The sequence below is a fragment of the Cellulophaga sp. F20128 genome, from assembly GCF_023015805.1.
Classification (GTDB): Bacteria; Bacteroidota; Bacteroidia; order Flavobacteriales; family Flavobacteriaceae; genus Cellulophaga.
In genome coordinates this window covers 1-395 of the sequence record NZ_JALKBA010000092.1, presented here as the reverse complement: position 1 = coordinate 395, position 395 = coordinate 1, and the positions used below count along the sequence as shown (strand labels likewise).

1 pseudogene is annotated in these 395 nt (G+C 44.8%); it reads right to left on the bottom strand.

The features are described from left to right. Positions 1-395, bottom strand: a pseudogene (locus MWU65_RS17605) (thrombospondin); the annotation flags it as partial.

Here is a 395-nt window from a genome sequence, read left to right as displayed (position 1 = left end):
GGATCAAAATTATTACCAGCGCTAAAGTCTGTATTTGATGTAGCCGAACAATCGTCACACCCATCCCCATCTAAATCTTGACAAATAGAAGGGTCTAGGGGATCGGCATCACTACCGTCAACCACACCATCATTATCATCATCTGGATCACTGGCATCACAAATGCCATCTCCATCGGTATCTGTACCGTCATTGGCTGGATCAAAATTATTACCAGCGCTAAAGTCTGTGTTTGAAGTAGCGGAACAATCGTCACACCCATCCCCATCTAAATCTTGACAAACAGAAGGGTCTAGGGGGGCGGTATCATCACCATCTAAAACACCATCGTTATCATCATCAGGATCACTAGCATCACAAATACCATCTCCATCGGTATCTGTACCGTCATTGGC